Genomic DNA, 11,610 nt, shown 5'->3' on the forward strand with positions numbered 1-11,610 from the left:
CAGGATAATAAGACTTATCAGTAATCCATTTCGAAATATCTGTATTCGTTGCATTATAATCCGCATTTAAAATGTCTATTTGTTTTTGGGCCAAAGCTCTCAAACAAGTTTTAAGTGCTGGTGTAAAACCAGTAGTAGGAGGAAGAGTAGGATAATGAACGGCTACAGGAATTCTAATAACCGCATTGGTATTTTTATTCAATCCAGACTTCATTTTTTGCAACTCAATTTCAAAATTATTTTGCAGTTCAAGATAAGCTTGCCTTTGAGAAGGATCATTCATAATTCGCTGCAATTGTTCTTTCACTCCACAAGTTCTTTGCTGAGAAAAACTTGTTTGAAAAACAAGCAACACAAATAATAATAATTTTATTTTCATTTAGTAAATTAATTTAAAAAGTCAAATTTAAACAAATGTTTTACAAAAATAATTTTTGATAAAAAAAGGAATGACAAAATAGTCTCTCCTATAAACATTTTACATAATCAAAAACCTACTCTATGGCTATTTTTTTAACAACTTTACTAGTGCCATCAGTAATACTAACCAAATAAATTCCAGATTGAGCATTATTTAACTGAATGTTTTCATTGAAAGTTACCTGATTTGAATAGGAGTTTTCGAATATAATTCTACCTCTCATATCATATACATAAACTTTAATCTCTTCTGAGGCAACGGATGAATCCAACTTGATAGTAAACTCTCCCTTATTTGGGTTTGGATATAATTCAAAATTTTGTAGAGCAAAATCTTCAATCCCAAGGCTGCTTGCTTGAATAGTAAAGTTTTTACTATTTACAGCAAGAAAAACATTGGCAGAGGCCATAACCATAAATCTACAGGTAGTTTTGGCTACGGGAAGGTTTGGTAAAGTAACACTTGCACTTCCATTATTTGGAACCCCAGAAGCTAAAGTAGTGAATGTAACACCATTATCAGTAGTTAATAAAATATTAACGTTTGCCCCTCCAGTTAACGCAGCAGTATTAGCTACGTTCCAAGTTACTGTTTGAACTGAACCAGAAGCATAAGAAATTCCTGTTGTTGATTGTGAGGTTACTGCTAGTGGTCCTGCTGTAGCATCTACTATAATTGTTGTAGCTTTTGATATAGTTTGCCCCATCCCTGGATGATTATCTCTTACATTTACTACAAAATTCATTGTTTTAGCTACACTTGAACAAGATTCCCAGTTGGTGTCATCCCCAGTAGTTATTACAATATTCCCCGATAAAATTTTACTCATTTGAGGAAAATATCTTGCAGGTGAGGAGGAGGCAGGAAAAATTCTAAAGTTGGGCCCCGTTGTTTTTGCTCCAAAAACTCTACTGTTGTTTCGAGTTGTTGTCGAAGTTCCAACATTGTTTTGCTCCCAAGAATAAGTTAATACATCATCCGCATCATCGTCATTACCTGTAGCGGTTAATTTAAAAGCTGTACTTTTTGGAATAGTAAAACTGGCTCCTGCAACTGTTACGGTTGGAGTAGCATTTACTCCTATCAAAGATGTTGTAACTGCACAATTAGCATTAGAAGCTTTTAAATTTAATTGAATTTGATTTATACTTTTGTAACAATACATAGCATCTGAATGTTGTTGTACGTTAAAGGCTGGCACTGTACCATTATCAGCAACTCCCGCATAACCCATGATAGAACTTCCGCTTCCTGGTTCTACTTGAACGCCCGACCCTTCAAAATTATAAGTAAAGGTATGGTTAGCTCCTAATTGATGCCCCATTTCATGCACCACATAATCAATGTCAAAGGTATCCCCTTTAGGAATGCCATCACTAGGTGATGTAAATCCAGCTCCTTTATAACTTGATGTTGCATCACCGCCTGTTAACAAAACATTGGTACAAACACATCCTATACAACCCGCATTTCCACCACCACCTGAAGCACCAAATAAATGGCCGATATCAAAAGCGGCATCACCTAAAGTAGCGTGTAAATTATTCATTAACTCATCATTCCAAGCCCCAGCCGATCCTGCAGCAGCAGCAGAATAGGGGTCTGAAGTTCGATTATAATAGATTACTAAATCATTTGAGTTAATAATATTGAGATGAACCGCTAAATCCTTTTCCATTACTCCATTAACACGGGTCATAGTATTATTCATAGCGGCCATAACCAAAGCCACTTTAGCACTACTTGTAGCACCAAAATAATTGGAATATTCAGCTGTACAAGATAATGCCAATCTAAATGTTTTATAATTTTTCTGATCTGACATCACAGTATTATTAAATTTACCTGAAAGATCATTAGCTAAGCTAACATCATTTGTACTGCAATTAAACGGCAATCTGCCACTAATTCTTTTACTAGAATTAAATAAAACGTAAACGGTAGACTCTTTATCATAGCCTTCTATGAATTCTGTTCCCGTATCGGCTCTGAAAACCATAGTTTGTATTCCTTGAGGGGAGATGCTAAAATTTATTGTAGCATATTTATCTGTCAAACCTTTTCCAACATAGGAACGAATATCTGGAAATCTTTGTTGCAAAGCTGGTTCAAAATTGGAGTTTTCCCATACTTGATAGGTTTCTAATTGTCCGTCCAAATTAGGAATGCTAACAACTACTCCAGGTAAATTGGAAAATTTATCTTTAGCATTGGCTAAACTTTGTTTAAAGGCATTGAAATTTATACTAAAATATAGTTCGCCTTCACAAACATTATTCGCTCTGTTTCTCTTTAATTCTGACATTCTTGAGGCGTCAATTACTTGCCAAACAGAAGAAGTTTGAGCAATTATTTGTCCAAAAGATAAGGTCAGTAAAATCAGTAGTAATAATTTTTTCATAGTCTATTAAATAAATAAAAGTGGGTAAAGATAATTATGTTTAAAGATTTTACAAATTAATGATTAGAATTATTGCATATAGAACAATCATTTTAACATAAATCCTAATTTGGATTAGAATTAAATTGTATTAAAAAAGTTAGAATTTATAAGTAATCAAGTGCTTTTTACTTCTTTTCACAACAATTTAAATTTGATAGATTTTTTACTATTTTGATTCTGAAATCTTAACTTTTATCTTGTTAAAATTAAATTTAGTACAAAGAAAAAAAATCTAAAAACTAAAATAGTTAAAAACTATTGTTTTTCAATTCAAAAATCTATTTTTGCTTTTCACTTTTAAATTTTTTATTGAAACTATTTCACTCCATACCATCTTATAGTTCAAACAAGCCAACTATTGTGACCATTGGCACTTTTGACGGTGTACATCTTGGTCATAAAAAAATATTACAGCAAATTATCGAAAACGCAACTGTTCAAAATTGTGAAAGCTTAGTGCTTACTTTTTTTCCTCACCCTAGAATGGTACTTCATGAAGGGACAGAGATGAAACAACTAAACACATTGAACGAAAAGATAAGTTTATTAGAAAACTTAGGTATAGACAATTTAGTTATTCATCCCTTCAACAAAGAATTTTCAAGACTAACTGCAGAAGAATTTGTAAAAAATGTACTAGTAGCTGCTTTTAAACTAAATAAAATAGTGATTGGTTATGACCATCGTTTTGGTAGAAATAGAACCGCTAACCTAGATGATTTGGTTGAGTTTGGGCAGCAATTTGGTTTTGAAGTCCAACAAATTTCAGCAGAAGAAATCAATGATGTTTCGATTAGCTCTACTAAAATTAGAAGCGCTCTTGAAGAAGGAAATATTACTTTGGCTAACGAATATTTGGGTTACCATTATTGTATGACAGGCTTAGTCTTAAAAGGAAAACAACTTGGCCGAACGATTGGTTATCCTACTGCTAATATCAAAATCGATGAAGACTATAAACTCATCCCTCAAAACGGGGTATATATTACTGAAAGTAGCATAGACAACAAGATTGTATATGGCATGATGAATATTGGCACTCGACCAACTGTTGACGGAACTACACAAACTATAGAGGTGCATTTTTTTGATTTTAATAAAGATATTTACAATACTAAAATTACTGTTTCGCTCTTAAAAAGAATTCGATCAGAGCAAAAATTTGACTCACTTGAGGCTTTAAAAAACCAATTGAACTTAGACAAAACATTGGCCCTTGACTTTGTTAACAATTTATAACTTCAAGGCTTTTTTTAGTTCTTATTATGTTATTGCAGTAATAGTGTCTACTATTTTTAATGCCTCCCCCTTAATTCTAATTCAAAATTGTAACTTAATTACAAATTAACTACTTTTGGGGGAATATAAAATCGCACTTATGAGTAGTATTAAACACAATTGGACCAAAGAAGAAATTATTGCTATTTACAATAAACCTTTGATGGACTTGCTTTATGAAGCCGCTACAATCCACAGAGAACAGCATGATCCAAACACAGTGCAAGTTTCCACTTTATTATCAATAAAAACTGGTGGATGTCCCGAAGATTGTGGTTATTGCCCTCAAGCTGCGCGTTATCATACCAATATAGAAGGAAATGATTTAATGACAGTTAACCAAGTAAAAGCTCAAGCTTTAAGAGCTAAATCTAATGGTTCTTCGAGAGTTTGTATGGGAGCCGCTTGGCGAAATGTAAAAGATGGAGAAGAATTTGATCAAGTGCTAGAAATGGTGAGAACTATCAATAAATTAGATATGGAAGTGTGTTGTACTCTTGGGATGCTTACTGAAAACCAAGCACAACGATTAGCCGAAGCAGGTTTATATGCCTACAACCATAACCTAGATACTTCTGAAGATTATTATAAAGAAGTGATTTCTACACGAGGATTTGAAGATAGATTACAAACGATAGAAAACGTTCGTAAAACCAATGTAACCGTTTGTAGCGGAGGGATCATTGGAATGGGCGAAAGTATAGAAGACAGAGCAGGAATGCTAGTAGCTCTTTCTACATTAAATCCACAACCTGAGTCGGTGCCAATCAATGCCTTAGTAGCAGTAGAAGGAACTCCTATGGAAGATGAAAAACCTATTGAGATTTGGGAAATGATTCGCATGGTCGCTACGACAAGAATTGTAATGCCTGAAACCCAAGTGCGCCTTTCGGCAGGAAGAACTGAAATGTCTCGCGAGGGACAAGCCATGTGTTTCTTTGCGGGTGCCAATTCTATTTTTGCTGGAGATAAATTATTGACCACTCCAAATCCAGATGTAAATGAAGATATGAAAATGTTTGAAACACTTGGGTTAGTAGCTCAAAAACCATTTATAAAAATAATGCAGCCTAAAACAATTGAAGCAGCTGATTCTGAATACCAATCTTTAGGAGAAAAACCAAAATGGACCAGACCAAGTCATACAATCGAAAGAAACTTAGAAGCATCAACTAAAGGGAAATAAGCAATCTAATAAATTAAGGACAATGATGCGAAAGTAAGCCTGTACAGGTTTACAGGTCTAACTAGACAATCTAATTATCACTATTTTAAGGATGAGTAGTTATCTTTAATCAAGATCGACTTCTTTTGAACGAATATCTTACAGCTCCAACGTAGATGTAGTATTAATTTTATGATAAATATTAAATTATTTGATAGTTCTATTTGTATAGCTCATTGGTTCCCCATCCTTTTTTTGAATTTATAGTTTACCTTTGACTTGTCAATTTCTTTTTTTATCTAAAAAATGCGCGACAAAATAACGCTACAAGCCGCCATCGTCAAACTAGAATATTACTGCTCCTATCAGGAACGTTGCCATGATGAAGTAGTGCAAAAATTGTATGATTTAGGTATGAAAACTAATGAAATTGACATAGTAGTTGTTCATTTATTGCAAAATGATTTCTTAAACGAAGAACGCTTTTCCCGAAGTTTCGCGCGGGGCAAACACCGCATTAAAAATTGGGGCAAAATCAGGATAGTCAATGAGCTCAAACAACGTCACATTGCTGCACCCAACATCAAACTTGCCTTAACAGAAATCTCTGAGGAACAATACCAAAAAACTTTTCACGCTCTTGCCGAAAAGCACTGGGAAATCCTCAAAGAAAGTGATGGGCAAAAAAAGAAAAAAAAATGGTGCGACTATCTTTTGCGCAAAGGCTGGGAGAGTAATTTGGTTTATGAAAAAATGAAGGAACTCTAGTCTTTCTTTATTATTACCCCGATACTGAAATTGAAAACTTCTTCACAATTATTTAATACGTCAGAACCAACTTAAAATATTACTAAGACGAGACTAAAATACTAACTGCATTACCCCCAAATCCCACAGCATTAATCAACACCTTTCGAATGTTTTTTCGTGGATTAGGTTCTATAACATAAGGAATTCCAACGAACGTATTATTTTGCATCATCAACAATGCCAACTCCAAACTAAGCATTCCTGAAGCCCCAAAAGTATGTCCAATTTTCCATTTGTTGGTAGTGAGCATAGGAAGGTTATCTCCGAACAATTGTTGGATAGCTTTATACTCGGAAGTGTCGCCTTTCAAAGTGCCTGGTGCGTGCATCACGATAGCATCAACTTCCTCCAAAGGGGTGTCTAATAAAGCCATCGACATAGATTTTTGAAAACAAATCGCATCTTCGGAGATAGAAATGTTGTGTTCCAGTTCGTCAGTAGCATAACCAAGCCCCATAATATATCCTAATGCATTTTCTTTTTCTCCCAACTCCAAACACGCCATAGCGGCACCTTCGCCAAGCACCAAAGTGTTTTTTGTTTTAGTCAAATCAAACGCTTTGCAAGGATAGTCGCCCGTGTCTTTAACATATATTTTTAAAGCATGCATTTGTGCCAAAGTAAAAGCAGTCAGTGGCGCTTCACTTCCTCCTACTAAAAACTTGGTGGCCATGCCTGATTGTAACCAAGCAGCAGCATTCAAAATGGCATGCAAAGCAGTAGAACAAGTTATGGAGTGTGATATTTCGGGCCCTTTGGTTTTTAAATCATGAGCTACCCAAGAGGAAATATTTCCCAAGGTTGTGGTAGGAGATGTCAAGGTAGATGTTTTGCCTGTGGCTACAAATTCGGAATGATATTTTTCAAACAATTGAGTTGCTCCACGAGAAGAACCAATGTTGATACCAAAGTCATCACCTTGATGCCAACCTGCTTGCTCCATAGCTTTTCTAGAAGTCAAAATAGACATCAAGACGGTTTCGTCTAGTGACTTGTATTTTAATTCTTCTTTGCGCAAATTATCTATTCCCTTTCGAATTGCTGCTGGAATGGTAGCTACAAATTGATTTTTACCTTCAATATCTTTAGTCGAAATCAAGGTTTTTGGCGAAAGATAATTAGCCCAAATCATTTCAGGGGTATTTCCTAAAGGTGATAAAGAAGCTAGAGAAGTTATGGCAATTTTGGTTTTCAAAATGTAGTTTAACTAGGGTACAAAATTAAATCATATCTACAGCTTTTTCTACAATTGTGTAAACTTTTTCCAACTGTTGATCAGAAATAATATAAGGAGGAAGGATATATACAATATTCCCAACAGGACGAAGAATCACACCATTTTCTATGAAGAAATTATAGAGTTTGTTGCGCATAGTACCATAATAACTTTCCTGCGTTTCAGTTTTGATTTCTAAAGCGAATATAACTCCGAGCACACGAGTTGTCTTTACTTTTGGATGAGATTTTATTTTCAGTTCAAATGCCAAATGCCTCTCATGCACTCGGGTGATATTATTTTGTATTGCCTCGGTTTGCAATAAATTAATACTTGCTAAAGCGGCGGCACATGCTGTTGGATTTGCGGTGAAAGTATGACCATGAAAAAAGGCTTTATTGGTATCATCATCATAAAATCCGTCAAAAATTTCCTGAGTAAAAGTGGTGATTGCCATCGGAATTGTTCCACCAGTCAACGCTTTAGACAAACACATCATATCAGGTTTATTGTCTAAATAATCACTAGCAAAAGTCTTTCCAGTTTTCCCAAAACCTGTCATTACTTCGTCTGCAATGGTAAACACGTTATTCTGATTACAAATAGCAATCATTTTGTCTAAAATTTCCGAAGAATACATTACCATTCCCGCAGCGCCTTGTACTAAAGGTTCAAATATAAATGCTGCATATTCATTGGTTTTAACCAAATCTTTCAAGGTTTGCAGGATTTGCTCTTCATTCTCTTTTATTGGAACGGGAATTCTAACAACTTCTAACAAAGATCCTTTAAACGCTTCAGTAAAAAAAGTAATACCACTGGAAGCCATTGCTCCAAAAGTATCGCCATGAAAGGCATCTTTAAACGCAATGATTTTAGTTTTTTTAATTCCTTTATTATAATTGTACTGCAACGCACATTTCAACGCAACTTCCACCGCAGTAGAACCATTATCTGAATAAAAGAGTTTCTTTTGATTATTGGGCAAGATAGTCAAGAGCTTTTCGGCCAATAAAACAGCTTTATCATGAGTAAATCCTCCAAACAAAACATGCTCTAAGGTTGTCAGTTGCTCATAAATCGCATCAGCAATAATTTTGTTAGAGTGACCATACGGATTCACCCACCAAGAGGCAATCGCATCAATATACTCTTTACCGTTTTCATCCCAAAGCAAAGCGCCTTCCCCTTTCACAATTGCCGGAAAGTTAGCTGCCGTTTTGTGCTGTGTATAGGGATGCCAGTTGTGTAGTTTGTCTCTTTCGGAAAGATTCATATTTGAGAGAAAAGAAGAAATAAGCAAGAGAAAAGACAAATGCTAATTCTAAATTATTATGGCAAAGATACAGTAAGAAATTTTCTTTCTTCTTGTTTCTTGGCTCTTGGCTCTTGGTTCTTATAAATTTAAAAGATTATCACGAAATTTATCAGCATAATAACGAATTACATTTTCGTCAAAATAGGGTTCATTATCAATTCTGCCGATGCATTTTGCACTCGTTTTCTTTAGGATAATTTCTTCTGTAGCTTTGTTTTCATCACCAGAAAAAATAATTCCTGCAACGTCAATTTTTCTGTTTTTAAGGGCTTCTATCGTGAGCAAAGTATGATTTATACTACCCAAATAATGGCGCGAGACCAAAATCACTTTATACTCTTTTTGAATTAAATCAGCAATGCAATCTTTGTCGTTAAGTGGAACAAGAATTCCGCCTGCGCCTTCAATTACGAGATGATTGTCTGTTTTTGGTTCCTTAATCTGTTTTAAATCGATTGTAATTCCATCAATCTCTGCAGCATAATGTGGGCTTGCCGGCGTATTCAACGCATATGCATTTGAGTGGAATTGAGATTTGGGATTTGAGATTCGGGATTTGACTTTATGAGTATCACTACAATCTAAATCTCCTGCTTGTATGGGTTTCCAATAATCGGCTTCTAAAGCTTCAACTATAATCGCTGAGGCAATCGTTTTGCCTACATCGGTGCCTATTCCTGTGATAAAAAATTTCATGTGTAGATTTTTACTTTTTTTATTCATCATCATCAACAGAGTACAAATTTATATCACTCAAAATTTCATTGGCTTTATCAAAATCCTCTGTCTTGACAAACATTCTTATACCACCAAGTGCATTACTATAAAACGGGTTAGAATCAATGGTTATCTGATCCCTCAAAAACACTTCAACACCTTCGCTTTCTAGTTTACCTTGGTAAATTATAGCTTCACTCGAGTATTGAAACCGACGGAGTAATGTAAATTTTTCTTCTTCCATAGTAAGAAACCATTGTTGTCCTATTTTTTAAGTTTCACAGAGATTCACGGAGCTATTTCTCTGTGTATCTCCTTTTGCTCTGTGTGTCTCTGTGTAATTAAAACACAAAAGTACTTAACAACTGCAAAACTTCCGAGATTTCTTTTTCGGAATTATAACTGTGTAAACAAAAACGCAAACGCTCTTGCCCTTGAGGAACCGTTGGCGAAAGAATTGGTCGAACATCGTAACCTTTATGCTGAAGTTGTGAAGCTATATTTTTTACTTTATCATTTCCGGGAATAATAGCACATTGAATCGCCGATTTGCTATAAACAAACATTGGCTTTAATCCCAAACGCATTTTTTCTTGATTAAAGAAAATAATGTTGGTTTTTAGTTTTTCAATAGATTGCTTTTCTTCTGCCAAACATTTATAGGATTGCAAAATAGTACCAACGCTGTGAGGAGAAAGGGCTGTGGTGTAAACAAGACTTCTAGCAAAATTGACCAAATAACTTTTCAGTTCCCGACTTCCTAATATCGCTGCACCATGACAACCTAATCCTTTTCCGAAAGTCATTATCCTAGCAAAAATTTTGTCTTCCAGTCCTAAACTTTGAACAACCCCTTCTCCTTGTTCGCAAAAAACTCCTAAAGCGTGTGCTTCGTCTATAACTAAATAAGTGCCATGCTTTTCAGAAAGAATTGTTAGCTCTTCTAAATTAGGGCAATCGCCGTCCATAGAAAATACGCTTTCGGTAACTATGTAGAAAGTTGGATGCTGGAAGCTGGAAGCTGGAAGTGTGCTACTATGTTTTTGAAGTAATTTTTCTAATGCTTCTAAATCGTTATGGGGGAATTTATAACTCTTAGCATGACTCATTTGAATACCATCCCGAATGGAAGCATGACATAATTCATCGAAGAGAATAATATCGTTACGTTGTGGAACAGAGCTAAAAAAACCCACATTGGCATCGTACCCCGAATTAAAAATTAAAGCTGTTTCACTTTGATGAAATTTGGCTATAAAATCTTCTGTTTGTTGGTATAAAAAATGATTTCCTGAGAGCAAACGTGAACCTGTTGCACCATTTACTTTTAAGTTATTATCTAAAAGATATTGATGCGTTTCTTGAAAGACGGTTTCGTTTTTGGCAAAGCCGATATAATCATTGGAAGCAAAATCGATTAAATCATTTGCAACAGGTAACTGACGCAAGGCATTTTTAGCCTCACGTTGTTGCAGTTTTAGTTGGAGTGATTTTGGAAATTGCTTCATAGTTCAAAAATAAAAAAAGCCCAACAATAATGTTGAGCTTTTCAGTTTTATTTCGAATTGTTTTAGTCGGCTAATACAATTACTTTATTGTCTTTCATTTCAATAGTTCCAGATGCAATATCCAACGTATAGTTTTGATCATTTACTCTTGTAAATTTCTCAGCTACTTCTTTATTAAAATTAAAACTAGGAGCTGCAATTTTTACAGTTCCTTGTTTTAAAATAGAAACTATTGGAGCGTGATTGTTCAATATTTGAAAAGAACCATTCACCCCTGGTAAAGAAACCGAAGTAACTTCTCCTCTGAATAATGTAGCTTCTGGTGATACTATTTCTAAAATCATTTTTTATAATTGATAATTGATAATTTTTACATTGTCAATTGTTAATTATCCATTGTTTATTGAATTACGCTTCAGCCAACATTTTTTGTCCTGCTTCGATCGCTTCTTCGATTGTTCCTTTAAGGTTGAAAGCTGCTTCTGGCAAGTGATCTAATTCACCATCAATAATCATGTTGAATCCTTTGATGGTATCTTTAATATCAACCAATACTCCAGGAATACCTGTAAATTGCTCAGCTACATGGAAAGGTTGAGACAAGAAACGTTGCACACGACGTGCTCTTGATACTGATAATTTATCTTCTTCAGACAACTCCTCCATACCAAGGATAGCAATGATATCTTGTAGTTGTTTGTATTTTTGAAGTATCTCTTTTACTCTTTGCGCAC

The 11,610-nt window shown here is 34.8% G+C and carries 10 protein-coding genes and 2 pseudogenes; 3 read left to right on the forward strand and 9 right to left on the reverse strand.

The window, feature by feature from the left end; all coding sequences use genetic code 11:
• Window positions 1-379 (reverse strand): annotated as a pseudogene (locus tag ACOYLT_RS07755) (hypothetical protein); the annotation flags it as partial.
• Window positions 380-494: 115 nt separating this feature from the next.
• A complete protein-coding gene (locus ACOYLT_RS07760) occupies window positions 495-2,822 on the reverse strand; it encodes a reprolysin-like metallopeptidase (protein ID WP_422853292.1) in 2,328 nt (775 codons plus the stop codon).
• A 351-nt stretch (window positions 2,823-3,173) separates the two neighbouring features.
• Between ACOYLT_RS07760 and ACOYLT_RS07765 the strand changes: the two genes are divergently transcribed.
• The 3 genes from ACOYLT_RS07765 (at window position 3,174) to ACOYLT_RS07775 (ending at window position 6,075) form a co-directional block, all read left to right on the forward strand.
• Window positions 3,174-4,103, forward strand: coding sequence for a bifunctional riboflavin kinase/FAD synthetase (locus tag ACOYLT_RS07765; protein ID WP_422853293.1), 930 nt, complete (start codon window positions 3,174-3,176; stop codon window positions 4,101-4,103).
• 139 nt (window positions 4,104-4,242) lie between these two features.
• Window positions 4,243-5,328 carry a biotin synthase BioB gene (bioB, locus tag ACOYLT_RS07770; protein WP_422853294.1) on the forward strand — a complete coding sequence of 362 codons (1,086 nt, stop codon included), beginning with the start codon at window positions 4,243-4,245 and terminating at the stop codon, window positions 5,326-5,328.
• A gap of 285 nt (window positions 5,329-5,613) precedes the next feature.
• Window positions 5,614-6,075 (forward strand): regulatory protein RecX, encoded by a 462-nt coding sequence (locus ACOYLT_RS07775; RefSeq protein WP_422853295.1) that lies wholly within the window; start codon window positions 5,614-5,616, stop codon window positions 6,073-6,075.
• An 82-nt stretch (window positions 6,076-6,157) separates the two neighbouring features.
• Here the strand turns inward: ACOYLT_RS07775 and ACOYLT_RS07780 are convergent, their stop codons facing one another.
• From ACOYLT_RS07780 to ACOYLT_RS07810, 7 genes and pseudogenes are all read right to left on the reverse strand, one after another.
• Window positions 6,158-7,312, reverse strand: a complete 1,155-nt coding sequence (locus ACOYLT_RS07780; protein WP_422853296.1) for a beta-ketoacyl synthase N-terminal-like domain-containing protein — start codon at window positions 7,310-7,312, stop codon at window positions 6,158-6,160.
• 25 nt (window positions 7,313-7,337) lie between these two features.
• A complete protein-coding gene (gene bioA / locus ACOYLT_RS07785; RefSeq protein ID WP_422853297.1) occupies window positions 7,338-8,609 on the reverse strand; it encodes an adenosylmethionine--8-amino-7-oxononanoate transaminase in 1,272 nt (423 codons plus the stop codon).
• A 120-nt stretch (window positions 8,610-8,729) separates the two neighbouring features.
• Entirely contained in the window at window positions 8,730-9,347 is a 618-nt protein-coding gene (bioD, locus tag ACOYLT_RS07790; protein WP_422853298.1) for a dethiobiotin synthase, read from the reverse strand.
• Window positions 9,348-9,366: 19 nt separating this feature from the next.
• Window positions 9,367-9,612, reverse strand: coding sequence for a putative signal transducing protein (locus tag ACOYLT_RS07795; protein WP_422853299.1), 246 nt, complete (start codon window positions 9,610-9,612; stop codon window positions 9,367-9,369).
• A gap of 97 nt (window positions 9,613-9,709) precedes the next feature.
• Complete coding sequence (locus tag ACOYLT_RS07800; RefSeq protein ID WP_422853300.1) at window positions 9,710-10,876, reverse strand: aminotransferase class I/II-fold pyridoxal phosphate-dependent enzyme; 1,167 nt, start codon at window positions 10,874-10,876, stop codon at window positions 9,710-9,712.
• A gap of 62 nt (window positions 10,877-10,938) precedes the next feature.
• Window positions 10,939-11,220, reverse strand: a complete 282-nt coding sequence (locus ACOYLT_RS07805; protein WP_422853301.1) for a F0F1 ATP synthase subunit epsilon — start codon at window positions 11,218-11,220, stop codon at window positions 10,939-10,941.
• 64 nt (window positions 11,221-11,284) lie between these two features.
• Window positions 11,285-11,610: pseudogene (locus tag ACOYLT_RS07810) on the reverse strand (F0F1 ATP synthase subunit beta); the annotation flags it as partial.

The organism is Flavobacterium sp., assembly GCF_049318185.1.
Lineage (GTDB): Bacteria > Bacteroidota > Bacteroidia > Flavobacteriales > Flavobacteriaceae > Flavobacterium.

Bases quoted from the DNA above. Each gene is read 5' to 3' on its own strand.
- ACOYLT_RS07760 (WP_422853292.1), bottom strand. From the start codon at position 2,822: ATGAAAAAATTATTACTACTGATTTTACTGACCTTATCTTTTGGACAA.
- bioB (WP_422853294.1), top strand. From the start codon at position 4,243: ATGAGTAGTATTAAACACAATTGGACCAAAGAAGAAATTATTGCTATT.
- ACOYLT_RS07775 (WP_422853295.1), top strand. From the start codon at position 5,614: ATGCGCGACAAAATAACGCTACAAGCCGCCATCGTCAAACTAGAATAT.
- bioA (WP_422853297.1), bottom strand. From the start codon at position 8,609: ATGAATCTTTCCGAAAGAGACAAACTACACAACTGGCATCCCTATACA.
- bioD (WP_422853298.1), bottom strand. From the start codon at position 9,347: ATGAAATTTTTTATCACAGGAATAGGCACCGATGTAGGCAAAACGATT.
- ACOYLT_RS07795 (WP_422853299.1), bottom strand. From the start codon at position 9,612: ATGGAAGAAGAAAAATTTACATTACTCCGTCGGTTTCAATACTCGAGT.
- ACOYLT_RS07800 (WP_422853300.1), bottom strand. From the start codon at position 10,876: ATGAAGCAATTTCCAAAATCACTCCAACTAAAACTGCAACAACGTGAG.
- ACOYLT_RS07805 (WP_422853301.1), bottom strand. From the start codon at position 11,220: ATGATTTTAGAAATAGTATCACCAGAAGCTACATTATTCAGAGGAGAA.